The organism is Hymenobacter nitidus, from assembly GCF_020447315.1.
Lineage (GTDB): Bacteria > Bacteroidota > Bacteroidia > Cytophagales > Hymenobacteraceae > Hymenobacter > Hymenobacter nitidus.
The window spans coordinates 156,814-182,730 of sequence record NZ_JAJADQ010000002.1 but is presented as its reverse complement, the minus strand read 5'-3'; the positions used below and the strand labels follow the sequence as shown (position 1 = coordinate 182,730).

General features: G+C 59.5%; 27 protein-coding genes. 14 read left to right on the top strand and 13 right to left on the bottom strand.

Features of this window, described 5'->3' with window-relative positions:
• From LGH70_RS04115 to LGH70_RS04105, 3 genes are read right to left on the bottom strand one after another with little or no spacing between them, the layout of a single operon-like run.
• Positions 1 to 720, bottom strand: a complete 720-nt coding sequence (locus LGH70_RS04115) for an ATP-binding cassette domain-containing protein (RefSeq protein WP_226182987.1) — start codon at positions 718 to 720, stop codon at positions 1 to 3.
• A complete protein-coding gene (locus tag LGH70_RS04110) occupies positions 713 to 1,651 on the bottom strand; it encodes a hypothetical protein (RefSeq protein WP_226182985.1) in 939 nt (312 codons plus the stop codon). Before LGH70_RS04110 ends, LGH70_RS04115 begins: the two co-directional genes overlap by 8 nt.
• A gap of 18 nt (positions 1,652 to 1,669) precedes the next feature.
• Complete coding sequence (locus LGH70_RS04105; RefSeq protein WP_226182983.1) at positions 1,670 to 3,034, bottom strand: saccharopine dehydrogenase C-terminal domain-containing protein; 1,365 nt, start codon at positions 3,032 to 3,034, stop codon at positions 1,670 to 1,672.
• Positions 3,035 to 3,297: 263 nt separating this feature from the next.
• Here LGH70_RS04105 and LGH70_RS04100 point away from each other — a divergent pair, with 263 nt between their 5' ends.
• Both LGH70_RS04100 and LGH70_RS04095 read left to right on the top strand, forming a co-directional pair.
• Complete coding sequence (locus tag LGH70_RS04100; RefSeq protein ID WP_226182982.1) at positions 3,298 to 3,792, top strand: cytidine deaminase; 495 nt, start codon at positions 3,298 to 3,300, stop codon at positions 3,790 to 3,792.
• A gap of 99 nt (positions 3,793 to 3,891) precedes the next feature.
• Positions 3,892 to 4,560: an alpha/beta hydrolase gene (locus LGH70_RS04095; RefSeq protein WP_226182980.1), complete on the top strand. Its 669-nt coding sequence runs from the start codon at positions 3,892 to 3,894 to the stop codon at positions 4,558 to 4,560.
• Between the two features lie 55 nt (positions 4,561 to 4,615).
• Here LGH70_RS04095 and LGH70_RS04090 read toward each other — a convergent pair whose 3' ends face one another.
• The 4 genes from LGH70_RS04090 to LGH70_RS04075 form a co-directional block, all read right to left on the bottom strand.
• Complete coding sequence (locus LGH70_RS04090; protein ID WP_226182978.1) at positions 4,616 to 5,365, bottom strand: SDR family NAD(P)-dependent oxidoreductase; 750 nt, start codon at positions 5,363 to 5,365, stop codon at positions 4,616 to 4,618.
• A 30-nt stretch (positions 5,366 to 5,395) separates the two neighbouring features.
• Positions 5,396 to 6,199: a type IX secretion/gliding motility protein PorT/SprT gene (porT, locus tag LGH70_RS04085; RefSeq protein WP_226182976.1), complete on the bottom strand. Its 804-nt coding sequence runs from the start codon at positions 6,197 to 6,199 to the stop codon at positions 5,396 to 5,398.
• The gene (ubiE, locus tag LGH70_RS04080) at positions 6,148 to 6,873 is read right to left on the bottom strand and encodes a bifunctional demethylmenaquinone methyltransferase/2-methoxy-6-polyprenyl-1,4-benzoquinol methylase UbiE (protein WP_226182974.1); all 726 of its coding nucleotides are present in this window, start codon (positions 6,871 to 6,873) and stop codon (positions 6,148 to 6,150) included. The genes porT and ubiE overlap by 52 nt, the downstream gene beginning before the upstream one ends.
• Positions 6,874 to 7,001: 128 nt before the next feature.
• Positions 7,002 to 9,269 carry an OmpA family protein gene (locus LGH70_RS04075; RefSeq protein WP_226182972.1) on the bottom strand — a complete coding sequence of 756 codons (2,268 nt, stop codon included), beginning with the start codon at positions 9,267 to 9,269 and terminating at the stop codon, positions 7,002 to 7,004.
• A gap of 440 nt (positions 9,270 to 9,709) precedes the next feature.
• Here LGH70_RS04075 and yihA point away from each other — a divergent pair, with 440 nt between their 5' ends.
• The 3 genes from yihA (at position 9,710) to LGH70_RS04060 (ending at position 11,576) form a co-directional block, all read left to right on the top strand.
• The gene (yihA, locus tag LGH70_RS04070) at positions 9,710 to 10,327 is read left to right on the top strand and encodes a ribosome biogenesis GTP-binding protein YihA/YsxC (protein WP_226182970.1); all 618 of its coding nucleotides are present in this window, start codon (positions 9,710 to 9,712) and stop codon (positions 10,325 to 10,327) included.
• A gap of 74 nt (positions 10,328 to 10,401) precedes the next feature.
• Positions 10,402 to 10,890 carry an energy transducer TonB gene (locus LGH70_RS04065; protein ID WP_226182969.1) on the top strand — a complete coding sequence of 163 codons (489 nt, stop codon included), beginning with the start codon at positions 10,402 to 10,404 and terminating at the stop codon, positions 10,888 to 10,890.
• A gap of 32 nt (positions 10,891 to 10,922) precedes the next feature.
• On the top strand, positions 10,923 to 11,576 hold the full coding sequence (locus LGH70_RS04060; RefSeq protein WP_226182968.1) for a DUF5606 family protein: 654 nt from the start codon (positions 10,923 to 10,925) through the stop codon (positions 11,574 to 11,576).
• Positions 11,577 to 11,649: 73 nt separating this feature from the next.
• On the opposite strand, the gene fbp is transcribed toward LGH70_RS04060, so the two are convergent.
• Positions 11,650 to 12,672, bottom strand: coding sequence for a class 1 fructose-bisphosphatase (fbp, locus tag LGH70_RS04055; protein ID WP_226182966.1), 1,023 nt, complete (start codon positions 12,670 to 12,672; stop codon positions 11,650 to 11,652).
• An 83-nt stretch (positions 12,673 to 12,755) separates the two neighbouring features.
• On the opposite strand from fbp, the gene LGH70_RS04050 reads away from it, so the two are divergent.
• The 5 genes from LGH70_RS04050 (at position 12,756) to rsgA (ending at position 17,801) form a co-directional block, all read left to right on the top strand.
• Positions 12,756 to 14,066, top strand: coding sequence for an aspartate kinase (locus tag LGH70_RS04050; protein ID WP_226182964.1), 1,311 nt, complete (start codon positions 12,756 to 12,758; stop codon positions 14,064 to 14,066).
• 107 nt (positions 14,067 to 14,173) lie between these two features.
• Positions 14,174 to 14,635 carry a Fur family transcriptional regulator gene (locus LGH70_RS04045; protein ID WP_226182962.1) on the top strand — a complete coding sequence of 154 codons (462 nt, stop codon included), beginning with the start codon at positions 14,174 to 14,176 and terminating at the stop codon, positions 14,633 to 14,635.
• A 134-nt stretch (positions 14,636 to 14,769) separates the two neighbouring features.
• A complete protein-coding gene (locus LGH70_RS04040) occupies positions 14,770 to 15,408 on the top strand; it encodes a peroxiredoxin (RefSeq protein ID WP_226182960.1) in 639 nt (212 codons plus the stop codon).
• Between the two features lie 147 nt (positions 15,409 to 15,555).
• On the top strand, positions 15,556 to 16,809 hold the full coding sequence (locus tag LGH70_RS04035) for a 3-deoxy-D-manno-octulosonic acid transferase (protein ID WP_226182958.1): 1,254 nt from the start codon (positions 15,556 to 15,558) through the stop codon (positions 16,807 to 16,809).
• 65 nt (positions 16,810 to 16,874) lie between these two features.
• Entirely contained in the window at positions 16,875 to 17,801 is a 927-nt protein-coding gene (gene rsgA, locus LGH70_RS04030; protein WP_226182956.1) for a ribosome small subunit-dependent GTPase A, read from the top strand.
• 197 nt (positions 17,802 to 17,998) lie between these two features.
• Here rsgA and LGH70_RS04025 read toward each other — a convergent pair whose 3' ends face one another.
• Positions 17,999 to 18,634, bottom strand: a complete 636-nt coding sequence (locus LGH70_RS04025; protein ID WP_226182954.1) for a fasciclin domain-containing protein — start codon at positions 18,632 to 18,634, stop codon at positions 17,999 to 18,001.
• 204 nt (positions 18,635 to 18,838) lie between these two features.
• Here LGH70_RS04025 and LGH70_RS04020 point away from each other — a divergent pair, with 204 nt between their 5' ends.
• Positions 18,839 to 19,300 carry a peptidylprolyl isomerase gene (locus LGH70_RS04020; RefSeq protein WP_226182952.1) on the top strand — a complete coding sequence of 154 codons (462 nt, stop codon included), beginning with the start codon at positions 18,839 to 18,841 and terminating at the stop codon, positions 19,298 to 19,300.
• Positions 19,301 to 19,423: 123 nt separating this feature from the next.
• Here LGH70_RS04020 and LGH70_RS04015 read toward each other — a convergent pair whose 3' ends face one another.
• The 4 genes from LGH70_RS04015 to LGH70_RS04000 form a co-directional block, all read right to left on the bottom strand.
• A complete protein-coding gene (locus tag LGH70_RS04015) occupies positions 19,424 to 19,618 on the bottom strand; it encodes a hypothetical protein (protein WP_226182950.1) in 195 nt (64 codons plus the stop codon).
• Between the two features lie 293 nt (positions 19,619 to 19,911).
• Positions 19,912 to 20,382, bottom strand: a complete 471-nt coding sequence (locus LGH70_RS04010) for a radical SAM protein (RefSeq protein ID WP_262905225.1) — start codon at positions 20,380 to 20,382, stop codon at positions 19,912 to 19,914.
• A 392-nt stretch (positions 20,383 to 20,774) separates the two neighbouring features.
• Positions 20,775 to 22,295 carry a sigma 54-interacting transcriptional regulator gene (locus LGH70_RS04005; protein ID WP_226182948.1) on the bottom strand — a complete coding sequence of 507 codons (1,521 nt, stop codon included), beginning with the start codon at positions 22,293 to 22,295 and terminating at the stop codon, positions 20,775 to 20,777.
• Positions 22,296 to 22,556: 261 nt separating this feature from the next.
• Entirely contained in the window at positions 22,557 to 23,660 is a 1,104-nt protein-coding gene (locus tag LGH70_RS04000; RefSeq protein ID WP_226182945.1) for a vWA domain-containing protein, read from the bottom strand.
• A 95-nt stretch (positions 23,661 to 23,755) separates the two neighbouring features.
• Between LGH70_RS04000 and LGH70_RS03995 the strand changes: the two genes are divergently transcribed.
• The 3 genes from LGH70_RS03995 to LGH70_RS03985 all read left to right on the top strand — a co-directional run bounded on the left by LGH70_RS03995 (position 23,756) and on the right by LGH70_RS03985 (position 25,733).
• Positions 23,756 to 24,037 (top strand): DUF427 domain-containing protein, encoded by a 282-nt coding sequence (locus tag LGH70_RS03995; RefSeq protein ID WP_226182943.1) that lies wholly within the window; start codon positions 23,756 to 23,758, stop codon positions 24,035 to 24,037.
• Between the two features lie 67 nt (positions 24,038 to 24,104).
• Entirely contained in the window at positions 24,105 to 24,743 is a 639-nt protein-coding gene (locus LGH70_RS03990; protein WP_226182941.1) for a hypothetical protein, read from the top strand.
• Between the two features lie 138 nt (positions 24,744 to 24,881).
• On the top strand, positions 24,882 to 25,733 hold the full coding sequence (locus LGH70_RS03985; RefSeq protein ID WP_226182939.1) for a bifunctional transcriptional activator/DNA repair enzyme AdaA: 852 nt from the start codon (positions 24,882 to 24,884) through the stop codon (positions 25,731 to 25,733).
• Positions 25,734 to 25,917 lie beyond the last annotated feature (184 nt).

Genomic DNA, 25,917 nt, shown 5'->3' with positions numbered 1-25,917 from the left:
TTAGACCTTAGTACCCGGGCCGGATGAAGGCAGCAGTTGGGCCAGGTGGGCAACTTTTTCCTGATAGTGCAGGTCGAGCAAATCGGTGGTGAGAGCCCCGAACTCGGCGGCGTGGTAGTGGCGCTGCACGGTGCCACCGGCCAGCAGCGTAATCTCGTCGCAGGTTTCGGTGAGGGTACCCAAGATGTGCGAGGTCAGCAGAATGCCCCGCCCCTGGGCCCGCAGGCGCAGCAGAATTTCCTTCAGCAGCAGATTGGCGCCCATATCCAGCCCATTGAAGGGCTCGTCCAGCACCAGGTAGCGAAAGTCCTGCACGAGTAAGGCCAGCAGGGCCAGCTTCTTCTTCATGCCCGCCGAGTACTCTTCCGCGTAGTGGTCCAGGGGCAATTCCAGCAGGCTGTTCCAGGCCGAGAAATCCACCAGCAGGCGGCCCCGGGCCTGCAGGCAGAACTCTAGGTACTCGCGCCCCGTGAGCCGGGGGTAGAAATAGGGCTCGTAGGGCAGCACGCCGGTATGCTCCCGGATGGGCCGGCCGGTCGTTTCCCGAATCTGGCCCGTGTAGTCGGTCAGCAGGCCGTAGAGGCAGTGCAGGAGCGTGGTTTTGCCCGCGCCATTTGCCCCCACCAGCCCGTGAATGGAGCCCGGCCGCAGGTCCATATCTACCTGCTGCAGCACCTGATGGTCGCCGTAGGCCTTGCCCAGGCCGCGAATACTAAGCATGCCAGTAGTGTTTTAGGCGGTGGCGGCTTTTCCAGACCAGGCCCCCAAAGGCGGCTACCAGCAGCGGCGCGTAAGGCGCACTGAGCAGGGGCAGCAGCGCCACTACCACCACGCCGCCCTGGGTGAGGCGCACGAGCGTGGGCTGCGGATAAAACGTGTATTTGCCCATGATGCTCATACTTACCACCAGCATCCCCCACAACAGCAGGCCAGCGGCGCCACCCCACGAAGCCGGGCTGCGGCCCATCAGCACAAAGAAGGGCGCGGCAGTCAGCAGGTAAAGCCCCAAACCCAGCCCCAGCTTGCGCACCCAAAAGGCCGTGGCGCCCCGCCCGTAGATGGTGACCATCGTCAGGGGCTCGGGCGTGGTGTAGCAATATGTGACGAGCAGGCTCCAGGCCCCCAGCACCACGGCGGGCACTACCGTGGCCTGCTGCCAGACGGCCGCGCCTATTCCGGCCAGCCAACAAAACCAGGCGCCCAGCTGCCGAAAGCCACTCACCCACTCAAAAGCCTCACTGCGCAGCAGACTGCGGCGCTGCCGAAGCCGGGCAACAGCCTGGGGTATCGGCAAAAACGGTACGGGCAGCACTGCAGCCACCGTTGCCAGGGCCGCGGCTACGTGCCCCAGGCTCAGCAGCAGGCCCCAGATGGGCAGCAGCCACAGCGCGTACTCCACCAGCAGCCACCACCGAAACCGGGGCGAGGCAATCTGCAGAAAGCCCAGATCTGTCCGCTGCCGATGCCCCGACCACACCATGAGCAGGCCTGCTACCGGCCCGGCCCACTGCGCGGCGGGCTGGCGTAGCAGTACTTCGAGCAGCTTGCCCAAAGTCAGCAGCACTGCACTCAGCAACAGCAGCCGTGCCCACCCCAGCTCGGCCTGCTGCCGGCCCAGGATGCGCAGGCGCAACTGCAGATAAGCTTTCATTCTTTTCGGGGCGGTTTTTTACAGCGACTCAACGGCGGCCCGGCTGGTTTCGTGTTCGTCGAAGCGGATTCCGTAGTCGGCGGCCAGCTCATCCAGTATCGGCTCGTAGAGGCTGGCCTCGGTGGGAATCACGACGCCGCGCTGCGTGAGCAGGCCCGCCGCCAGGCGCCGCACGGCCATAGCCACCGGCAAGCCCACGGTTTTGGCCATGGCCGTGTGGGTGGCATCGTCGCCGAGCACCACCAACGACGACTCCCAGCGGTGCGGCACCCCGGCCAGGTCGTAGTCCAGGGTGTGCTGCATTACAATCATGTCGTGGTCGGTGGGCTGCAGCTGCCATTTTTCGGTAAGCAGCCGCTCCAGCAGCTGGGCCGGAGTAGCATCAGCCAGCCCAACGGGCCGCGCACCGAATACGTCCAGCCACTGCAGGCGCTGCATTTCCGGGCCGGCCGGGTCCAGCCCTAGGTAAGCGGCAGTACGCTCGGCTAGCGGCTGGGCACCGGCAACAGCCGGTAAAAACGACTCTATCAGCGTGGCCCAGGTCATGTCGGCCGGGTTGCCCAGGTGCACCGAATCGTCGGTGAGGCCCAGGCGCACGAAGGCCTGCCAGGCGGCGCAGTAGCCCGCCCGCCGCAGCGTGCCGCGCAGCATGGTCGGAATGTCCTGCAGGCCGTAGGGTGCTCGGTAGCTGAGCGAGTCGCGGTTGGCATAGCCGTCAAAATCCCCGTAGCCGGCCACCGAAATCGGGGTGGTGCGGGCGAACAGCTGCTGGTAGGGAATAAAGCGCAGATGGCCGTTTTCGAGGTATTTAGCGGTACTCTGTCCGGCCAGCACCACGTTGCGCGGGTTCCAGGTAAACTTATACTTCCACGGGTTGTCGCCCTCGGAATCGGGGGCCAGCAGCCCGCCGCAGTACGAGCGGAAAGCCGTCAGCACCCCGCCACGGGCCCGAATATCGGCCAGGGCCCGCATGGCCGACATATGGTCGAGGCCCGGGTCGAGGCCACATTCCATGAGGATGATAATATCGGCCGCTCGCGCCTCGGCATCCAGCGCCCGGATTTCCTCCGACACGTAGCTGGCCGTCACCAGATGGCGGCGGTACTGCACGCAGGCTTTGGCCACGGGCAGGTGAAACAGGGCCGGCAGCATGGAAATAACGATATCAGCCTGTTGCACTAGGGCCGGCAGCTGAGCTTCCTGCTGTATATCGAAGGTTACGGCGCGGGCATACTCGGTGTGGGCCGCCAGCACCGGCGCTAAGTGGGCCGGATTAACATCGGCCACGGTGAGCTGCCAGCCTTCGGCGGCGGCGTGGCGGAGCAGGTAGTGAAGCAGGGACGAAGCCGAGCGGCCGGCTCCCAGAAGCAGAATTCGGGTCATGGGTGGGAAAGGATAGCGCCGGGCAGCCCCTGCCGTACACGGCGGGAAAGGCCGCGGGCAGCGCCGCGTGACGAATCAGGGTGGGAATACGGGGTCAATAATCGGGAAAAACTGCTGAACGTGCGGCACCAACGAAAAATGGTGGAGGATGCAACGGCTCCGACAGAAAATATGGGGCGGAGACTGAGAATTGTAGTACATTCACCGCCCCTTACCGGAACGGGGCCGCCATTCGGTTCCCGCACTTTGTTTTTTCTCCCCCGATGGCCCACCCGCTCCATCTGACCATCACCGTCGAGGTGCTGGCCTCCGAAGCCGAACTCTCCCCTGCCGAAGCCACCACCTGGCAACAAGCCCGCGCCGCAACTGACCAAGCCTACGCGCCCTACTCCCATTTCCACGTGGGCACGGCCCTGCTGCTCGACAACGGCACCATTCACAAAGGCACCAACCAGGAAAACGCGGCCTACCCCTCGGGCCTTTGCGCCGAGCGGACCGCCCTGTTTGGCTTAGCGTCAACTCAGCCCGAGCGCCGCATCGTGTGCATGGCCGTAGCCGCCCGCCCCGCCTCCGGCGACTTTGTGGCCGTTACTTCCTGCGGGGCCTGCCGCCAGGTAATGACGGAATACGAAAACCGCCAGGGCACCCCCATTCCGCTGCTGCTGCCGGGCCCTAACAACACCATTTTCCGCTTCCGCTCCCTGGCCGACCTGCTGCCCTTCCAGTTCTCGGCCAGCGACCTGCCGCCGGCAAAATAGCGAGTAGCAAGATGGTGAAGTAGTGAGTTGTTTAATTCGCCCAATGCCGTGCCGCTTGCGCTAGTAAAACGTTAACTCACCATCTCGCTATTTCACCCTATGTCTGTTTCGCACGAACGGCGGCTCACGATAACCCGCTCGGCCCGGTACTATCAGGCCGGTGAACTGGGGCCCGATACGCGGCAAGTGTGGTTTGTGTGCCACGGCTACGGGCAGCTGGCGGCCTATTTCATCCGCCACTTCCATATCCTCACGCAGACCGACCCCGCCGCGGTAGTTATTGCCCCCGAAGGCCTCTCGCGCTTTTATCTGAGCGGCACTGGCGGGCGGGTCGGGGCTACGTGGATGACGCGCGAAGACCGGCTGGCGGAAATCGAGGACTATGTGGCCTACCTCAACCAACTGGCTGATGCCGTGCGAAATGAGTGCCCGGCGGAAGTGCAGTTCACCGTGCTCGGTTTTTCGCAGGGCGCCGCCACCGTAAGCCGCTGGCTGGCCCGGGCTACCTTTCGTCCTGCCCGCCTGATTCTGTGGGCCGGCGCTTTCCCACCTGACGTCGACTTTGCCGTGGCATCCCGCCTGCTCCGGCAGCTGCCCATCACGCTGGTGTGCGGCGACCAAGACGAGTTCATCAGTGCCGAAGACCTGACCCGGCAGCAGGAGTTCATCCGGGGCCTGGGTGTAGAACCCGAGGTAGTTCGCTTTGCCGGGAAGCACGAGCTGAACGCCGCCGTTCTGCTGCGCCTGCAACAGTCTGCTGCTACATAGAAAAAGCCTCCCCACAAACTGGGAAGACTTTTTCAGTTTGTTCAGAAGTCCGGAATCAGGTCCGGTTGATGAGCGTAGCGGCTCCTTGGGCACCGGCAAAAACGGTGATTTCCGCAATGTGCACGTTGGCCGGGCGCGTGACCATAAACTGAATAACGTCAGCAATATCCTCCGGCTTGAGCGGGTCGTAGCCCTGGTAGACTTTCGCGGCCCGCTCGGTGTCGCCTTTAAAGCGCACCTGCGAAAACTCGGTTTCCACGGCTCCCGGATTCACTTCCGCCACCCGAATATTCAGCGGCAGCAAATCAATGCGCATGGCCTTGGATAAGGCTGCCACGGCCGCTTTGGAGGCGCAGTACACGTTACCATTGGCGTACACCTCGTGGCCAGCAATGGAACCGATATTGATGATATGGCCCTGCCGGCGCTGGGTCATGCCCGGCAACACAGCCTGGCTCACGTTGAGCAGGCCCTTCACGTTGCTGTCCAGCATTTCGTCCCAGTCATTGGGGTTGCCCTCCTGAATCGGGGCTAGGCCGTGGGCACCGCCGGCGTTGTTTACCAGCACGTCGATCTGCTGAAATTCGGCCGGCAAGGAAGCTACGGCGGCATCGACGGCGGCCCGGTCGCGCACGTCGAAGGTGAGCAGGCAGGTGGGCGTCGGGGCCAGTTGCTGGGCCAGCTCTTCCAGCCGCTCGCGGCGGCGCCCGGTCAGGATAAGTTGGAAGCCTGCTTGGGCCAGGGCCACGGCCGTAGCCCGGCCAATACCGGAAGAAGCCCCGGTAACAAAGGCGGTACGAGTCATAGAAAGGAAAATGCGCCGGCCGGGGGCCGATTATTCAAAGTTCAGATAAAGCGTCACCGAGTTGCTTTTCATGCTTTGCAGACTGGTGCTATACACGCTCTTGTCCGGAATCAGCAGGTTGTTCAGGCCGTGGGAAAAGCGCAGCTCGGGTGCAAACTTGAACAAGGGGTAAAACAAATCCAGGCCAATACCATACTCCAGGGCTAGGTCGCCGCTGGCGGCCTGCAGCTGGTTGCGCAGCGGGTCTTTGCGGCGGTTGCCCACGTTGATGCTCGGCTTTATGCCGCCTACTACATATACCCGCGTGTTGCGCCGACGCTCCGAGTGAAACTTAACCAGCAGCGGCAAGTCAATCTGAGTGCCGCCTACTTCCTGGGTGAAGATGGAATCGGCGGGCTGGTAGCCAAAGGGTTTGAACTCCACGCGGCGCGTCAGAAAGCTCACGCCCGGCGCAAACCGCAGGCTGAAATAGTCGGCCAGCCGCACGTCGCCGATAAAGCCCACCGACAGGCCTGGGCTGAGCAGCGAATTGGCCGACACGGCCGTTCCGTTCTGAATGGCCTGCACGTAGGCACTCGACTGCTCAATCTTGTAGCGCGAGAAGTTGGGCGCGATATAGAAGCCGGGATGAAACCACTTGTCGTCGTAGCCCGGCAGGTTGTTCACCGTAATGGACTTCACCTGCCCGCGCCCACCCCGGCTCGCCTTGGTCTGACTTTTCTTCTGGGCCTGGGCCGCGTGCGGCGCCAGGCCGGCCAGTAGCACGGAGGCTGCCAGAGCCGCTACTTTTGCGCCGTGTAAATGGAGCTTATGCCAAAGGTGAGGGGTTGCCATGTAGGATTTTTAAAACCAACCTGCGTCAGAATGGCCATGAAATGCTGGCCATCCGGAAAAGCCTGCACCGACTCGGGTAAGTAGGTATAGGCGGCGCGGTCCTTGGAAATCAGTTTGCCAAACACCGGCAAGATGTGCCGGAAATAAAAGTTGTACGCCTGCTTCATGGGAAAAGCCGTGGGCTTGGAAAACTCCAGAATCACGACTTTGCCGCCCGGCCGCAGCACCCGCTGCATCTCCGTCAGGCCTTTCTGCAGGTTTTCGAAGTTGCGCACCCCAAACGAGGCCGTCACGGCATCGAAATGGTTGTCCGGGAAGGGCAGGTTTTCCGAGTCCCCGAGTTCCAGCTGAATCCGGTTGGCCAGGCCCTTTTCCGTGAGCTTACGCCGCCCCACGTCCAGCATGCCTTCCGAAATATCCACGCCCGTCACCTTGGTTTCCGGCGACAGACGCAGGCTCTCAATGGCAAAGTCGGCGGTGCCGGTGGCAATGTCCAGAATGCGGGCCGGACGTAGCTCTTTCAGCTCGTTGACGGCCTTACGACGCCAGTAGATATCGGTGCCGACACTCAGAAAGTGGTTCAGGAAGTCGTATTTACCAGCAATGCTGTTAAACATCTGGGCCACCTGCGACTTTTTGCCGGCAGCATCATCTTTGTAGGGAACAACGGACATACTTCTGTAACGAAGAACGAAGACTTATGGGCTGAATTGCCCAAACATAACGCTAGTTGCCGCATTATGTTGAAAAAAAACGGGCCAGGCGAAATGCCCGGCCCGTTTTACGTGGTGCGAAAAGAAGCTTAGTCGTTGTCCGTCTTCACTTTGGTCTTCTCGCCGTTGGCGTCTTTGGTCTTGGCGTCAATCGTACCATTTTTGGTTTTGGTCTTCGACTCTTCGCCGGCGGGGCCCTTGGCCTTCACCTTTACTTTATCGTCGTCCTCGTCCACTTTGGTTTTCACCTTGGTGCCATCGGCCATTTTCACCTTGCTCTTGCCGGGTACCAGCGGAGCCGCTGGGTTGTTACCCGACGAGCCGGGAGCACCCGAGCCAGTGCCAGTGCCCGAACCAGCACCGCTAGTACCGGCACCCGTGTTCATCGTTGGCATGGCCTCACCTTCCTTCAGAATCACGCGGAACTCCACGCGGCGGTTGAGCTGCATGTTCTCGGGCGAATCGTTGGTAGCCGCTGGGCGACGCTCGCCGTAGCTTACGGTCGTCAGGCGGGTTTCAGCAATACCGTTCTTCTTCAGGTAGTTGTAGGCAGCATCGGCACGGTTCTGACCCAGTACAATGTTGTACTCATCCGTGTTGCGCGAGTCGCAGTGACCTTCAATCGAGATGTTTACGCCGGGGTTAGCTTTCAGAATGCCGCTGATGTTGTTCAGCTCCTTGATAGACTCGGGGCGCAACTTGTACTTATCCGTATCGAAGTAAATCTTCTTGAAAGCAAACATGCCCGTGTTGGTCGTATCAACATACGGCACGTAGAAGTTCTTCTCGATGACGGTAGAGTCGCTGGTCGAAACCGGTACGGCAAACTCCTGCGTCTCAATGTTCTTCCCGTCCTTCGACACGGCTACCTGGTAGGTACGGCCCGAAAGCACGCTTACCTGATAGTCGCCGGTTTCGGGCTTGGTTACATCGCGGTAGCTCAAAGCCGTTTTATCAGCCTGGGTGCCCGAGAAAACCAGCTCGACACCGGGAATAATGGTGCTGTCGCGCTGCGAGTACACTTTACCCCGGATGATGGCATTCTTGATGTAGTTGATGGTGTAGATGTCCTTCTCACCGTAGCCCCCGATGCGGTAGCTGGAGAGGTAGGCGTAGCTGCCATCGGGGCTAAGGCGGTAGTAGGTGTCGTCGTCGGGCGTGTTTACGGGGTAGCCCATGTTCTCGGGGCGGCCCCAGGTGCGGCCGACCGAGTCGTACTCCGACTTGAAGATGTCGTAGCCACCCATCGTGTTATGACCGCGCGAGCTGAAGTACAGCGTCTTGCCATCCTTGCTCAGGTACGGGCTGTCGTCGTCGTAAGGCGTGTTTACCACGTTGCCCAACGACTTGGGCGTACCCCAGTCGCCACCGGCCTGGCGGGTAGCATAGTAGATATCGAGCGTGTTCTGCTCCGAAAACTTGCTGGTCGAGAAGTAAATGGTCAATCCATCGGGCGTGATATAAGCATCCGACTCGAAGGCCTTCGAGTTGATGTTGTTATTCAGCTTCTTGGGTTCGGTCCAGTCGGTACCGCCTTTCTCCGAGTAGAAGATGTCGCCGTTTTCATCCTGGCGGTACATCAGCATTTTCGTGTCGTTGTCGAACACCTGAATCGAGGCGTCGTGGCCTTTGCCGTTCAGGGCGCCACTCAGTGAGCGGGGCTTCTCCCAGTTCTCGTCGTCGATGCGCTTGGCTTCGAAGATATCTTCGTAGTACTCGCCATCGGCGGCTACGCTCTTATTTTTGGGGTTAGCCGTCGAGCCGGTAGCACCGGTTACGTTTTCACCGCGCGAGGTGAAGAGCAACAGCTTATCATCGGCCGAAATTACGGGGCTGTGCTCCGAGAAGGCCGTGTTGATCGTCGGGCCCAAGTTCTTCACGAAGATATCCTTGGGGCTGTTGAACTGAATCTTGGCGTTTTTGCTGTGCTGAATCAGCTGAGCCAACGCCGCCTTGCGGGTGTCCTTCTTGCTCAGGCTCGTGTTGTAGGCCTGGAAGTGGGCAATAGCCTCGTCGAAGTTGTAGTTCAGGTGGTCGACACGACCGAGCCAGTACTCCACGTCCTTCGACACCTTGGGCTTCAGGCGCTGAGCCTTATAGATGTAGTCGCTGGCCTTTTCCTTGTCAAAGGACATGTACGCAATACCAGCCCGGAACAGGGCCAGCGCGTTGTTGGGCTCCTTGGCCAACACCTGCTCGTAGAAAGGGATGGATGCCCGGTAGTTCTCTTGGTCAAAGAACTTGTTTGCAGTCTTTAGCGTCTTGCGGGTGCTCTGGGCCAGCGCGGGCTGGGCCACGGCTGCGGCAAGAGCGAAGGTGCAAGAGGCTTTCAATAACCTTCTGACTAAGTTGTCCATTGTAGGAGGGGTTTGAGAATAAGGAGTTGCAGGGAGGTTTGCAGAAAAAGAACCGCCAGTTGCGGCTGCAAATTTTTTCAAGAGTTGCCTCTTATACTGAAAACCTGTTCCAGGGTTAAGCCTGCCAGTCGATTTTTCTGGCTGGAAGCGCTAAAAAAGATATTTACGCTTCTGTAAAACCAGCTTGGCAATACGGAACAAGGCAAGATTCGGGCAAAGATAGAAATTTTATAATACGACCTTAGCCGTATCCAATTATAAAGAAGTTTTACATAATCCGAGGCAGCTAAAGCAACGTAGGAAGCTCGTAGTGGAACAGGACGCAAACCGCGCAAATATAGGCGTGCTTTGTAAACTGCAAGGATTTCCCGTAAAAATTTATGACCGGCCGGAGCCGCCCGTATCTGCTACCTTTGCGGCCTCACCTTTGTTTTTGGCTTATGATTATTCGGGAAGCGAAATTTGTAATGAGCAATTCACGCGTCGACCAGTGTCCGGCGCCCACGCTGCCCGAGTACGCATTTATTGGCCGCTCCAACGTGGGAAAGTCTTCGCTAATTAATATGCTGACGGGCCATAAAGGTTTGGCCAAAACCTCCTCCCTACCCGGTAAAACCCAATTAATCAACCACTTTCTAATTAATGATAATTGGTACTTAGTGGATTTACCCGGCTATGGCTATGCCAAAGTCAGCAAAGACTCCCGGGCTACCTGGGGCAAAATGATTAACTATTATTTGCGCAATCGCGAGAATCTGGCCTGCGTTTTTGTGCTGATTGACTCGCGCCACGCGCCGTTGGCTCCCGACCTGGAGTTTATGGAAATGCTGGGTTCCGAGGGCATTCCGTTCGTAATGGTTTTCACGAAAGCAGATAAGCAGTCGGGGGCCCGTACGCAGCAACATATTAGTGCGTACCTGCAAAAGATGCAGCAGACATGGGACGAGCTTCCGCGTCATTTTATTACATCGGCCGAGGAAAAAACGGGCCGGGAGGAACTACTAGAGTTTATCGAGGAAATAAACCGGCAATTAGCCCAGGAAGCGGATAATGCGTAGATTGGCCCTGTAATTGCCAAGCTCACCGGCCAACAATTCGCCTCGTATTTCATCTTTTCTCCCTGGCATTTTCCATGAAAAAAATCCCATTTATTTTGGCCCTTGGCCTCTTCGCCGGTACCACCACGGCCTTTGCTCAAAAAACCAAGGTAAAAGTCAAAACTGAGGGCCCCGCCCCGGAAGTGGCGACGCCAGCGGCCGAGGCTGCTCCGGCCGCCGCGGCCCCGGTGCACGGCGGCAAAATAATTCCGGTAGCCGAGTACTACGAGGGCGGCCAGGAAGCTATGTATGCCTTCATCGAGAAAGAGCTGAAATACCCCATCATGGCCCGCCGCAACCGGATTCAGGGCACCTGCATCGTGAGCTTCACCCTGAACACGGACGGAACCATGTCGGGCATTAAGCTCGTAAAGAACATTGGTGGCGGCTGCGGCGAAGAAGCGCTGCGCATTACGCGCCTGCTCAAGTTCAAAAAGCCCGACTACGCCGTGCTGACCAGCCTGCCGATTGCCTTCAAGCTGCCGGCTCCGGGCCAGGCGGCGGCTCCCGCTCCTACTGAGTAACTTCGCATTTTTCTTACCCAACCCTTTTTTCTATGCCCTACGACCTCAAGGAAATTGCCGCTATCAGCGGAATGCCCGGTCTGTATCGGCTGGTGCGTCCTACCCGTGCCGGCGTCATTGTCGAGTCGCTTGATGAACGCGGCACGCGCTCAGTAGCTTCGGCCCGCAACAAGGTTTCGCTGCTGCAGGAAATCTCCATCTACACCCAGGATTACGACCAGACGGTTCCCCTGACGGAAGTATTCGACCGGATCTACCAGAAATACGGCACCGATCTGACGGTCACGAACAAGTCGCAGGACCGCGACCTGGCCACGTTCATGGGCGAGATTATTCCCGACTATGACCGGCAGCGCGTCTACATGTCCGATATCAAAAAGCTGGTATCGTGGTACAAAGCGGTGAGTGGCCGCCTGGAATACCAGGAAAACGTAGCTGAGCAGCCCTCGGCCGAGGCTGAGGCACCGGAAGTAGCCGAGCAGGCCGCAGCCGCCAAGCCCAAGGCCTCGAAGAAAGCCGCCACCAAAGAATCGACGGAGGCCGGCACGCAGCAGGAAACGGCCGCGGCCGATGAAGCCCTGAGCACGGCGGGCATTATCCCAACCGAAGAGGCAGCGGATGCCCCTGGCAATCCGGAGGCCGCCACGGAACCTGCGGCGAAGAAATCCAAGAAAAAAGCTGAGTAGTCCGCCTGCGGATACCACGCAAAAAAGCCCGGCCGATACTGTATCGGCCGGGCTTTTTCGTGGGCTCTATTTACTACATCGAGGCCAGCGCATCGGTGTACTCGGCGGCCAGAAACTCTTCTGCCTTCTCCACCAGCTCGGTCGAGCCGATAAACAAGGGGCTACGGTCGTGCAGGCCTTTGGGCTCGATTTCGAGCGTACGGCTGCGGCCGTTGCTGGATTTGCCCCCGGCCTGCTCCACAATGAAAGCCAGGGCGTTGCACTCGTACATCAGGCGCAGCTTGCCGTTGGGCGCTTTCTTGGTAGCCGGATACATATAGATGCCGCCCTTGAGCAGGTTGCGGTGAAAATCGGCCACCAGGGAGCCGATGTAGCGGGCCGAGAAGTTCTGCTGCTTGCAATACGCCACATACGCGGCCATGGCCTCGGAGAAATACTCCGAGCTGCCTTCGTTCACGGAATAGATGGCCCCGGTTTTGGGCGTGCTGATGTTGGGGTGCGAGAGGAAAAACTCGCCCAGGGAATGCTCGTAGGTGAAGCCGTTCACGCCGTTGCCGGTGGTATACACCAGCATGGTGCTGGAGCCGTAAATCACGTAGCCGGCCGCTACCTGGTGGGTGCCGGTTTGCAGGCAGTCCTGCTCGGTGCCCTCGGTGCCGGTCGGCGACACGCGGCGGTAGATGCTGAAGATGGTGCCGATGCTTACGTTCACATCGATGTTGCTGGAGCCGTCGAGCGGGTCGATGGCCACCACGTACTTGCCCTGGTTGTTGCCGGTCTGAATCATGTCCTCGTCTTCCTCGGAAATGATGGTGCAGACCTCGCCCCCATTGCGCAGGGCCCGGATAAAGCGAATGTTAGCAATAACGTCGAGCTTCTGCTGGTCTTCACCCTGCACGTTCTGGCTGCCGTAGGCGCCGGCAATGTCGATCAGGCCGGAGCGGTTGATTTCGCGGTTGACAATCTTGGCGGCCAGGGCAATATCGCGCAGCAGCTGCGACAGTTCCCCGGTGGCATAGGGGAAGTCTTCCTGCTTGCGCATGATAAATCGGTCGAGGGTGGTACCGACGGGGAGAGCCAGTTTATTATGGTCCATAGGGTGGGTGGGTGAGCTGTTGGTCTGGCTTACAAAACTAAGGTTTTTCGCCATATATGCGGCTGGCTGCCTACTTTTGGCCCATGCAGAAGCCCTATTCCTTACAGGTTTATAAGTTCGGCGGCGCCTCCGTGAAAGACGCGGCCGGTATTACCAACGTTGTCCGAATCGTGCGGGAGCATGGCGCCCCCGGCCAGGTGTTGATAGTGGTGTCGGCCATGGGCAAGACCACCAATGCCCTGGAGGAAATCTATCATCTGGCCTTCAACGGGCAGGAATACGCCCCCAAGCTGGCGCCCCTACGCGAGTATCACGCCCGGGTTATCACTGAATTATTTGCCGATGACAGTGCTGAGCAGCAAGAGGTACAGGCCGAAGTAGACCAGCTTTTCAGCCAGCTGGACCAGCAGCTAGCGAGCCTGCGGCAGCAGCAGCTGCACACCGACCACTACGACCAGTACTACGACCAGACGGTGAGCGTCGGGGAGTTGCTGTCCACGCGCATCGTGGCCCGGGCCCTGGGCGCGCATTGGCTCGACTGCCGGCCCCTGCTGCGCACCGACCACACCTGGCGCGAGGGGCGCATCGACTGGCCAACCACCGAGCACAACGTGCGCGAGCATGTGCCGGCCCTGCTCCAGCGCGGCCCGGTCGTGACGCAGGGCTTTCTGGGTGCCACGCCAAACGGGCAGACCACCACGCTGGGCCGGGAAGGGTCCGACTACACGGCCGCCATTTTTGCCTACTGCCTGCAGGCCCAGGCCGTGACGATCTGGAAAGACGTGGCGGGCCTGCTCAATGCCGACCCCAAGTTCTTCGCCGACACGGTGCGCTACCCGGAAATCAGCTACCAGGAAACCATCGAAATGGCGTACTACGGCGCCTCCGTTATTCACCCCAAAACCATCAAGCCGCTGGCCTTGCGCGGTATTCCGCTCTTTGTTAAGTCGTTTCTGAACCCCACGGCCGAGGGCACCCGCATTGGCGACTGTCGGCACGGGCTGCTGGCCCCGGCCTTTATCCGCAAGGACGGACAGTGCCTGATTTCTTTCGAGTCGAAGGACCTGACTTTCATTTCGGAGGAAAACCTGGAGGTGATTTTCGGGGCGTTGTCGCAGGCCCGCCTGAAAATCAACATGATGCAGAACTCGGCCATTTCCTTTTCCGTCTGTACCGACTTCTCGCCCTACCGCCTGGAAAAGCTGCTGGATTTGCTGCGCAGCCAGTTTACGATTCGCTACAACGCCAATCTGGAGCTGTATAACATCAAAAATTACGACGGCAACAGCATCCGGCAGCTCACCGACGGGCGGGAGCTGCTGCTGGAGCAGCGCACCCGCCAGACGTTCCAGTTTGTGTGCCGGGCCACGCCTGCTCCGGCGCCGGTGGCATAGCAAAAGGGCCCCAGCAGAGGGGCCGGAACCAATTTCTGACCTGTTTTTAAACCTTTTTGCCTGGCAACGGCTTCTCTAACTACCTTTGTGGAGAATCATTCTTACCTGTGACGCTTTTATCTGACCATTCTCATTCCTTGCCCTGCCAGCCCGACCAGGCTGCGCTCCGGCAGCGTTTGGCTACGGCCGGCCTGCGGGCTACCACGCAGCGCATCCTGATTCTGGAAAGCCTGCTGCTGCTGCCGGGCCACCCCACCGCCGAGCAGGTGCACCGCCAGGTGGTGCTGACCGAGCCCACGGTATCGTTGGGGACGGTGTACAAAACCCTGGACAGCTTCGTGGCCGCGGGCCTGACCAAGCGCGTGGCCTCGACCGAGGGTGCCTGCCGCCGCTACGACTCCGACTGCACGGCCCACCACCACCTGTACTGCACGGATACCAAGGAAATCATCGACTACAGCAACCCCGAGCTGGATGCGCTGATCCGGACGTTTTTCGCTACCCACGGGCTCGAAAACTTCCAGCCCCACTCCTTTTCCCTGCACATTGCCGGGTCCCGGATTTCCTGATTCGTTTTTGGTAATTGGTTTTTGGTTGTTCGTTTTTGAAGGCATGCCCTTAAGAACCCAACAACCAAAAAACCACTAACTAAAAACCACCTCTCCCTTTTCATTTCTCATTTTCACTTTTCATTACAATCACAATGGCAGTTCTCGTTGGCAAGCGTGCTCCTTCTTTCAAGGCTACGGCCGTAATCGACAGCGAATTCGAAGAGGATTTCTCTTTGGACCGCTACCTGGGCAAGAAGCACGTTATCTTCTATTTTTACCCCGCCGACTTCACGTTCGTTTGTCCTACCGAAATCATTGCATTCCAGGACCGTCTGGCCGATTTCGAAGCTAAGGGGGTAGCCATTGTCGGCTGCTCGACCGATACGCACTTCTCGCACTTTGCCTGGCTGCAGACGCCCCGTGACAACGGCGGCATTGAGGGCGTAACCTACCCGCTGGTGGCTGACGCGACCAAAACCATTGCCTCGAACTACGACGTACTGGGCGGCCACTACGATTACAACGAAGCCGGCGAAATGACCTTCGTTGGTTCGCCCCTCGCCTACCGCGGCCTGTTCCTGATCGACAAAGACGGCATCGTGCGCCACCAGGTAGTAAACGACGGTCCGCTGGGCCGCAGCATCGACGAAGCCATGCGCATGGTAGATGCCTTGCAGTACTTCGAAGCCAAAGGCGAGGTGTGCCCCGCCAACTGGGAAGAAGGCAAAGAAGGTATGGAAGCTACCCGCGAAGGTGTGGCCAGCTACCTGGGCAAGCAGACCTCCCACTAGTCCCTGTTTGGGAACCGTAGTTTCCCAATTTGAAAAGCCCCAGCCCACCGGTTGGGGCTTTTTTCGTTTAACGGCTGGTAAAAACCTATTTTTGCCGAATAATCAGGCTTTTCCAGGTCTGCTTTCTCCGCCTCACGCCTTCCTGCCTTGCTTTTTTTCTATACCCTTGGCCTTCACCTCTACGCGCTGCTGCTGCGGCTGGTAGCGCCCTTCGTGCCCAAAGCCGAGCAGTGGGTGAACGGGCGCCGGGGCCTGCTGGAGCACATCCGCCAGACGCTGCACGGCGACACGGCGCCCCGGGTGTGGTTTCACTGCGCCTCATTGGGCGAGTTTGAGCAGGGCCGCCCTCTGATGGAAGCCTACGCCCAGCGCCACCCCGACCACAAAATCGTGCTGACGTTCTTCTCGCCCTCGGGCTACGCCGTGCGCCACAACTGGCCCGGGGCGGCCTATGTCTTCTACCTGCCCCTCGATACGCACGCCAACGCCCAGGCCTTTCTGGACGCGGTGCAGCCCCGACTGGCGGTGTTCGTGAAATACGAATTCTGGCATTACCTGCTTCGGGGCCTGCACCAGCGGAATATTCCGGCCATCTGCGTGTCGGCTATCTTCCGGCCGGGCCAGGTGTTTTTCAAGCCCTGGGGCGGCTTTTACCGCCGCATGCTGCAGTGCTTCACCCACATTTTCACCCAGAATGAGGCCTCCGTGCAGCTGCTACGGCAGGCGGGCATCACGCAGGCCAGCGTGGCCGGCGACACGCGCTTCGATACGGTGGTGCGCACGGCCCTGGCCCAGCCCCGGGAGCTGCCGCTGGTCGATGCCTTCACCGACGACTGGCTGCCGGTCTGCATTGTGGGCAGCAGCTGGCCCGAGGATATGCCCGTGCTGACGCCCCTGATGCAGCAGTACCAGCAGGAGCTGCGCTTTATCGTGGCCCCCCACGAAATCAGTGAGGCCAACCTGCGCATCGTGGAGGAAGCCCTGCCGGGCAAGGTGGTGCGCTACTCCCAGGCCCAGCCCGCCACCGTGGGCCAGGCCACCGTGCTGCTCATCGACAACGTGGGCCTGCTCAGTCAGCTCTACCGGTTCGGGCATTTTGCCTACGTGGGCGGGGCTTTCGGCAAGGGTCTGCACAACACGCTGGAGGCGGCCGCCTTTGGCCTGCCCCTGTTCTTTGGCCCCACCTACACCAAGTTTCAGGAAGCTATTGACCTGGTCGAGCTGGGCTGCGCCTTTCCGGTGCGCACGGCTCAGGAGCTGAAAGAGGCCTTCGCCCCGCTCTTCCACCATGAAGCCAACCGCCTCGTGGTGCAGGACCTCAGCCTGGAATACGTTCACCAGAAAGCCGGCGCCACCGCCCGCATCATGCAGTGGCTCGATGGTGAGTTAGTGAATCAGTAAGTTCTTCATTCTGAAAACTTCCTCCCGCTTCTATTTATAAACTCACTGATTCACTAACTCACCTTATGACCGGTATTGTAGTTAAATCGACGGGCTCGTGGTATCTGGTGCGCGAAACCGCCACGGGTAAGCTGCACCGGTGCCGGCTGCGGGGCAAGTTCAAGAACAAGAACCTGAAGGTGAGCAACCCGCTGGCCGTGGGCGACCAGGTGGATTTTACCGTGGAGGAACAAACCGAGGGCGCGGGCGTGATTCACCACATCGAGCCGCGGCGCAACTACATCATCCGCCGCTCGGTGCACAAGGCCGAGCACGCGCACATCGTGGGCGCCAACCTCGACCAGGCCCTGCTGGTCGTTACGCTCGTGTCGCCGGCCACTTCGTTTGGCTTCATCGACCGGTTTCTGGTGACGGCTGAGGCCTACGGCATTCCGGTCACGCTCATTTTCAACAAGACCGACCTCTACGACGCCGATCTGGCCGATTACCAGGACCAGATTCTGAAGATGTATAAGCGCACCGGCTACCCCGGCCTGCGCTGCTCGGCCCACTCGGGCGAGGGTCTGGCCGAAGTCGATGCCTTACTCGATGGTAAGGTGACGCTGCTCTCGGGCCACTCGGGGGTGGGCAAAAGCACGCTTATCAACGCCCTAGTGCCCGATCTGGACATCAAGACGGCCGAAATCAGCGAGTTCTCCGACAAGGGCGTGCACACCACTACCTTCGCCGAAATGCTGGAAGTGCGGCCCGGCACCTATCTCATTGACACGCCCGGCATCAAGGAGCTGGGGCTGGTGGATATTCCGCCCGGGCAGCTGGCCCACTTTTTCCCCGAGATGCGCGCCCTGCTCAACCAGTGCCGCTACCACAACTGCCAGCACGTGCACGAGCCGGGCTGCGCCGTGCGCGAAGCCGTGGAAAAAGGCAAAATTGCCCTGCCTCGGTACGACAGCTACGTGAGCATGCTCACCAACGAGGACAACCGCCACTAGGCTCACGGCCTCACCCCAACCCTCTCCCGAGGAGAGGGAGCCAGCCGCGAGGTTCCGCGCAGCCACGTTGGCTCACGCCTCCGCAACTGCTATCATTAACATCGAACTCCGTAGAAGCACGCAAGCCGCAGCTTCTCAGCTGCGGCTTGCGTGCTTCTACGGTAGGCTCCCTCTTCTCAGGAGGGCCGGGGTGAGGCTTAGATGTTCGGGGCGGGGGGCAGCAGCACCTGGTCGATGACGTGGGTGACGCCGTTGCTGGAAACCACGTCGGGAATCTGGATGGTGGCGTTATTGATCATGATTTTACCGCCTTTCACGGACACTTTCACTTTCTCGCCATTCACGGTGGTCAGTTCCTGCCCGTCTTTCAGGTCTGAGGCCACGAGGCGGCCGGCAATGACGTGGTAGGTGAGCACGCCTTTGAGCTTTTCCTTGCTTTCGGGTTTCATCAGGCCGGCCATAGCGCCCTGGGGCAGCTGAATAAAGGCCGAGTTGGTGGGCGCGAATACCGTGAACGGACCGGGGCCGCTGAGCGTGCCACCCAAATCGGCGGCCGACACGGCCCGTACCAGCGTGCTGACGCTGGTGGCCTGCACCGCATTCTGGATGATGTTCTTGTCGGGGGTCATGGCCACGCCGTCCACCATCACGCCCTCGGGCTTGCCCATGCGGGCCGAGTCGGTCAGCATGGCGGCCGAGTCGACGGTGGCAATGGCTTCGGTTTCGGTGGTGGCTTTTTCGGTGGTCTTGTTGTCGGAGCAGCTGCTCAGGCTAGTGGTAGCCAGCAGGGCCGCACTAAGGGCAAATGAGGCGTTTTTCAGGGTCTTTTTCATCGGTGGTCGAACAGGGTTAGGGTTGGCGAAAGAAAGCACGGCGGCAATATCGAAATATTCATCTTCCGGCATAGTTGCAGTGTGTACGAAACTCGGCGCTGGCCAGGATGTTTTGCCCCGGCCCGATTTGGCTACCTTTGCCCGGCGCGAAACCTTTTTCCGGTCCTAGCGCTTGTACGCATCCACCTATTTCCTTTTCCACGCATGAAAACTGCCGAAATCCACACCACGCACGGCGTGATGAAAGTCGAGTTCTTTGAGCAGGACGCTCCCAACACGGTGAAGAACTTCACCGACCTGGCCCAGAAAGGCTTCTACGACGGCCTGAAATTCCACCGCGTTATCCCCAACTTCGTGGTGCAGGGCGGCTGCCCCAACTCCCGCGACGGCGCCAAGGGCGCTCCCGGCACCGGCGGCCCCGGCTACAAAATCGACTGCGAGCTGAAAGGCGGCAACCAGTATCACGACCGCGGCGTGCTGAGCATGGCCCATGCCGGCCGCAACACCGGTGGCAGCCAGTTCTTTATCGTGCACAGCCGCGACAACACGGCCCACCTCGACCGCAACCACACCGTATTCGGCAAAGTGGTGGAGGGCCTGGACATCATCGACCAGATCAAAGCCAACGACGAGATTAAGAAGATTGTCGTGAGCGAGCAGGCCTAAGCCGCCGGCCAGAACGTCCTTTTTAACAACAAGAAAGCCGCCTGAGTACTCAGGCGGCTTTCTTGTTGTTGTGCAGATCGGGTGTGTAAAAAAACCAGTCGGTATTCTTTTGAACGCAGCGGCCTACCAGCGCTGGAAAAACCAACGCGTGCTGTTGGCATTGTATTGCTTATAGTTGGGGCGATGCACCGCGGGCCGGCCCTTGCTCACGCTGCGGGTGTACGGCGTCCGGCCAGCAGCCTGGGCCGGGGCACCGGGCACCAGCAGGGCCAGAACGAAGAGCAGCGAGGCGAGGCGGACAAGCAGGGAAGCGGACATGGCAAAAAAGCTGGGAGGTGGAGTTGTCGTTGTGGGGGCTCCAGCAGCCCGTTTGGCCGTTGGAATGATACAAAGCAACGCTACGGGTTCCCGCCTTTGGGAAAGTTTCGCCCAAGGACTGGCTTTCTTGGCTGAACAAACGAATTTCCTCTCCGGGCGGATTTAAGTCAGCTGATATTCAAGCACAAAAGACCCGCGGCACCCTATGCCACGAGGTAGTCCACGATGGCGGCGAAGTGAATGGGAGTCGTATCGAACATGGGCACCGCGAAATTGGCCGGGCGGATGAGCCGCTACGGTTTCAGTCTTACGTAGCGCTCGATATTCACCCTGTCTACGCCGGCACTTGCTACCTTCTCCACGCCACTTTGCGTGAGGGTATCGTTTTGTAGCGTGAGGGTGAATACAAAATCATTATCCTCCCAGTTTCGGGCGCTGCAATACTCCAAGTGCTCACTGTAGAGGCTGTCTTTGAGTGAATACCGGCCGCCTCCGGCCACGAACACCGCAGCTGAATCTTTGCCTTTTTTCAAGTCGTGCTGTAAAAAGGCGAAGTGGCTGTCATTAATGACTTTGATAAAAGATTCGTTTTTGTCGCTGGCAATGGTCACTGTGTCTCCCTTCTCAATAACCGTTCGGTTGACAAGCTGCCAAGTACCTGTTATAGGCATTTTACTGGCGTTGGGGAGGGTCTCCGTTCCGGATGTGCAGGACAGAAAGCTGCTAACTACAGCGGTGAGGGCGACTACAGTTGCTATTCTCATTGTATTGATTTTTCACAAACCCAGAAACGTTACTATTGCATTAGCTATGGGCACCGGGCTTTTCTACCACCAGCGCAACCAGCCGCGACTAAAGTAGCAGTATCGTATATATAGTGTTTTGCATAAGTACTTATGGCACATAAAACATTGTTTCGCTTTTCCGCATTTGGGCGTACGCATGGCACAAGGCTCTCTGACTGACTCTTAATTTTCTCCTGCAAGACTTTCTCAGCAAGTAGAAAACCGTCGAAACCAAAACGCCCTGCGCATCTTTCGGTGCACAGGGCGTTTTTTGCAGGTAGAGACGTATACTTGCGTCTCAATCGTTGAACGATAGCCACCTGGGCGGTGCGGACGACGAGACAGACGCAAATATGCGTCTCTACATTGTGCTACCGGCGGCGGCGGGGCTTTTCTTCCTCGTCCTCGTCATCCTCGCCGCCGAAGCTGGGCATGGTGAACATGGACGACAAGAGGTCCTTGAACTGGGTACCGGCCTGCACGCGGTTGCGCGAAATCAGGCTGTGCTCGGCCAAGCCGTGCAGACAGAACTCCATCAGAAACCAGGTCGTGTCAGCATCCTCGTTGGGGTGCAGGAAGGTCACGATACCGCGCAGGCCGGGCACCTGCTCCAGGGCCTTGTGGTAATCCTTGTCGGATGAGTCGTTGAGTACGTCCACGGTGTTGCCGGCCCCGAACCAGTCCTGCACCTCCTTGTAGGGGTTGGGGCGGGACTTCACCTTTTTCTGCTTGTCGGGGTCGGGGAAGTACTGCAGGAAGAGCGTACGGATGGCTTTGCCCATCAGCTTCTCGGCCACGATGCCGGCTCCCTCCTGCTCACCCTCATACACCAGCTCCACCTTGCCGGTAAGGGCGGGCACGGCGGCCAGGAAGTCGGCGATGCGCACGTAGGTTTTCTTCTCCCCATTGATCAGGGCGCGCCGCTCGGCGGCACTGATCAGGCTCTCGTAGGCGGCAATGGTCAGGCGGGCCGACACGCCGCTCTTGGCATCCACGAACTCCGAGGCGCGGGCCTCTACGGCCACCTGCTCCACCAGGTCGTGAATGATTTCGTTGCTGACCACCATGCCCTTCTGTTCGGGCTTGATGCGGGCCTCCTGCTTGGTGATGCGCTTCCCGATTTCGATGCTCTTGGGGTAGTGCGTGATGATCTGGGAGTCAATCCGGTCCTTGAGCGGCGTTACGATAGAGCCGCGGTTGGTGTAGTCCTCGGGGTTAGCCGTAAACACGAACTGGATATCCAGCGGCAGGCGCACCTTGAAGCCCCGGATCTGAATGTCGCCTTCCTGCAGGATGTTGAACAGCGACACCTGGATGCGGGCCTGCAGGTCGGGCAGCTCGTTAATCACGAAAATGCCGCGGTGCGAGCGGGGAATCAAACCGAAGTGAATCACCCGCTCGTCAGAGTAAGGCAGCTTCAGCGTGGCGGCCTTGATGGGGTCGGCGTCGCCGATGAGGTCGGCCACCGATACGTCGGGCGTCGCCAGCTTCTCGGTGTAGCGGTCCGAGCGGTGCAGCCACGCAACGGGCGTGGCGTCGCCTTTCTCGGCAATGAGGTTTTTGGCGTAGATGCTCAGGGGCTCCAGCGGGTCGTCGTTGAGCTCGGAGCCTTCCACCACGGGAATGTACTCGTCGAGCAACTCCACCATGAGGCGGGCAATGCGGGTTTTGGCCTGCCCACGAAGCCCAAGCAGGTTGATGTGGTGCATGCTCAGAATAGCGCGCTGCAAGTCGGGAATTACGGTTTCCTCGTAGCCGTAGATGCCGGGAAACACGTCTTCTTTGGCTTGCAGCTTGGCAATCAGATTGTCGCGCAGCTCCTGCTTCACGGAACGGGGCTGGTAGCCAGACTTCTTCAAGTCACCGAGGGTACGGATGTCAGTTGATTTCATATCGGAGGTAGGGAGTGTGCCCGGACGTACGCAAAACCGGAGCGGTTGGCGCGGGGTCGGGCAGTCAAATAGTACAACTAGCCAAAGGGGCCGTTGGTTCGGAGGGAGTGTGGCCTAGTTAAAATGTGTCATCCTTCATCTGGCGTACGCCCCGCCAAGGACCTTATAGGATACGAACGATTATCGTTGTTACGACTATGTTCTATCGTGATAAGGTCCTTCGCGGGGCGTACGCCAGATGAAGGATGGCAGACAAAATACCTACAGCGTTTTGCGGCGGTTTTTCTTGTAGTCCTCGAAGATGAGGTGGCCCAGGCCCTTCAGGCCGCTGTAGTAAGCCTTGCCCTGATTTACCTGGGTGAATTCCTCCACGAACTGCTGCAGGTACGGGTCGGAGGCAATCATGAAGGTGGTAATCGGGATTTTGAGGCGGCGGGCAGCGGCGGCCAGGTTCAGCGTCTTGTTCACGACTTTGCGGTCAAGCCCAAAGCTGTTTTTGTAGTAGCCGTTGCCTTCCTTCAGGCAGGTGGGCTTGCCGTCGGTTATCATGAAAATCTGCTTGTTGGCGGTTTTGCGCTTGCGCAATAAGTCCATAGCCAGCTCCAGGCCCGCCACCGTGTTGGTGTGGTAGGGCCCGACTTCCAGATACGGCAGGTCCTTCACCTTGATTTCCCAGGCGTCGTTGCCGAACACAATAACGTCGAGGAAATCTTTGGGGTACTTCTGCTTCACCAGCTCGGCCAGGGCCATAGCCACCTTTTTGGCGGGCGTGATACGGTCCTCGCCGTAGAGAATCATCGAGTGCGAGATGTCAATCATCAAGACCGTGCTGGTCTGGGTTTTGTGCTCGGTTTCGCGCACTTCCAGGTCGCCCTCGGCCAGCATAAACTCGTCGGAGAGGCCGTGGTTGAGCTGGGCGTTGCGGATGCTTTCGGTCATCGAAATCTGCTCCAGGGAGTCGCCGAAGCGGAAGTCGCGGATGTCGGTGCTTAGCTCGTCGCCCTGCCCGGTCTGGGGCGTGCGGTGGTTGCCGCTGTTGCCCTTCTTGAGCTTGCCGAAGATTTCCTCCAGGGCGCTTTTACGAATACCCTGCTCGGTTTTGGGCGTAATCTTGAAGGCGCCCCGCTCCTGCTCGTTCTCATCGATGTAGCCCTTTTTCTTCAGGTCCTCGATGAAGTTGCCCATCCCGTAGTCGTTGTCGGTCAGGCCGTACTGCTTGTCCAGCTCGTTGAGCCACGACAAAGCCTCCCCCACGTCGCCGGAGGTGATGGTAACCAGTTGCATAAATAGCTTAAACAGTGTCTCGAAGCCTTTCTCGGACGACTCTTCGGGCACGAAATCCCGGAAACGAAAACCTGCGGACATATTCTAAGGGATTAAGGTCTGATAACAAACCGGCGGGTGGCAATGTTCAGTAGGGAGGTTTTAGTGCCATTTGTCATCACACCACCACACTTACCATGAAAGCCATCTGGAACGACACCGTTATTGCCGAAAGCAACGACACGGTGGTAGTCGAAAATAACCATTATTTCCCCGCCGATGCCATCAAGCGCGAGTATTTCGAGGATAGCATTGCTCAAACCACCTGCCCCTGGAAAGGCCGGGCCAGCTACTATTCTCTGCGCGTAAACGGGGAGCTGAACAAGGATGCCGCCTGGTACTACCCCACGCCCAAGGACGCGGCCAAGGAAATCCAGGGCCGGGTAGCCTTCTGGAAGGGCGTAAAAGTGGTAGACTAGCATCCTGGGCCTATCTTTGAGGCCACTCCTGCCGTACGAGTAGGCAAATTTCATTTCTGCTTTTTTCATGCCTACCTCTTCCCGCCTGCTGCTGGCGGCCCTGCTGCTGGCTGGTGTTGCCAGCTGCGACAGTGCCCGCGAAACCACTACCGGCCAGCCCAACCCGACGGCCTCATCAGCCCCCGAAGTCACTCCGCCCCCACCACCGGGCTTCACTAAAACCCTCACGGCTGCGCCCTACACCTTCGTGGTCAGCTCGGCCGGGCGGCTGGGGCAGCGGCAGCTGCGGGTGAGTGCCCTGCAGGATGGGCAGGAGCTTACCACGGCCCAGGACTCCATTCTGGGAGAAGTAACCGACGCGCGGCTGGTGAAGCTCACCGCGGGCCCTGGCTCCGAGCTGCTGGTATTTGTGGAAGGCGCGGGCAGCGGCTCCTACGGCGAGGTGCGTGGCTACTGGTTTGGCGGCAAAGACTGGGAGCGGATGAGCATGCCCAAGCTGACCGGCACGGCCGCCCGCGGCTACCAGGGCCAGGACAAGTTTCGGGTGCAGGGCAAAGAGGTAGTGCGCTCCTTCCCGATTTATCAGGAAACCGACCCCAACTGCTGCCCCAGCGGCGGCACCCGCACCATCCGCTACGTACTGCCTGACAAGAGCCTCACGTTCCGGCAGGCCAGCGTGGTGAACGAGCCGCCCGCCGTGCAGTAAGCAGTAGCCGTTTCGATTCTTAGCAAAGCCGTTGCCCACATGGGCAGCGGCTGTTTGCCTTTCTGCGGCAACTGCGCAAGAATCGGGTGGCGGCGGGGCGGCCCGGGTCGTAGTTTTGGGTACTAATCCGCCTGTGCCATGACCGACTACCAACGCATTGCCGCCGCTATTGGCTACATCCGGGAGCATTTTCGGGAGCAGCCCACCCTGGAGCAAATTGCCGCCCAGGCCCATTGGAGCCCGTTTCACTTCCAGCGCAAGTTTCAGGAGTGGGCCGGGGTCAGCCCTAAGAAGTTTTTGCAGTACCTGAGCGTGGAGCACGCCAAAAGCCTGCTGCAGCAGCAGCTTTCCGTGGCTGATGCCAGCTACGAAACCGGCCTCTCCGGCCCGGGCCGCCTCCACGACCTTTTCGTGACCCTGGAAGCCATGACGCCGGGCGAGTACCGTCAGGGCGGCGCGGCATTGCGCATCAGCTACAGCTTCGCCGAAAGCCGGTTCGGGCCGTATCTGGTGGCCTCCACGGCTAAGGGCATCTGCCGCCTGCACTTCGCCGACGATGCCGCTCTGGCCCTGGCGGAGCTGCGGCAGGAATGGCCCCAGGCTACGCTAGTGGAACAGCTCACTGCCGAGCACGCCCAGGTAGGCCGCTTCTTTGCCCGCGAATTCGGGCCCGCCGACCGGCTTCACCTGCACTTGAAAGGCACCGACTTCCAGCTCAAAGTGTGGGAGTCGCTGCTGCGGATTCCGGAAGGGCAACTCACTACCTACGCGGGCCTGGCCACCCAGGCGGGCCACGCGCCGGCTGTGCGGGCCGCAGGTACGGCCATCGGGGCCAACCCGGTAGGTTACCTGATTCCCTGCCACCGCGTCATTCGTCAGGGCGGCGAGCTGGGCCAGTACCGCTGGGGCACGACGCGCAAAGCCGCGCTGCTGGGGTGGGAAGCGGCCCGGTCGGAAGTCCCGGCCGCGAGCATGGCCGAAGCCGGGTGAGAAGGCGGCGCTAGCCAGGCCGCTCAGGTACTAACACTGAGAATTCACCCGACCGTCATGCCGACCAGCGGCATACATTTCGCCTGCTGATGGCCGATTAGTAATCAAACGAAACCACGCGAGATGCTTCGCTCCCGCTCGGCATAACGCTCACTGTATCAAACAAAAAGACCCTTACTCATTA